The following is a 306-nucleotide window of genomic DNA, read 5'->3' as shown; positions in this document are numbered from 1 at the left end:
GCTTGCAACCGGGAGACATCGACTTCGATGCAGCGGATGGACGTGGGACCATCACGGTCGGCAGGAGCTTACAGCGCACCGACAAGGCTGCACTGGAAAAGACCGACCCGAATCAGATCTACCACATCTTCCCCGACCAGCGTGAGGGCAGCAGCTCCGCACTGGTGCTGAAGAAGCCGAAAACCAAGAAATCCAGCCGTACCCTTGATCTGACGAGACCCTTGAAAGAGGAACTGCTGGCTTGGCTGGAAAAGCTCCGGCAGGATGAGCTTGCCATGGATGGCAGGTATCGCAACTGCGGTCAGC

General features: G+C 58.2%; 1 pseudogene. It reads left to right on the top strand.

The features are described 5' to 3' along the window. Positions 1-306, top strand: a pseudogene (locus P0G09_RS18060) (site-specific integrase); the annotation flags it as partial.

The organism is Faecalibacterium sp. DFI.5.82 (assembly GCF_029076575.1).
Taxonomy (GTDB): Bacteria; Bacillota; Clostridia; order Oscillospirales; family Ruminococcaceae; genus Faecalibacterium; species Faecalibacterium duncaniae.
The sequence above is the reverse complement of the archived record's forward strand: the minus strand, read 5'-3'. Positions and strand labels throughout refer to the sequence as shown.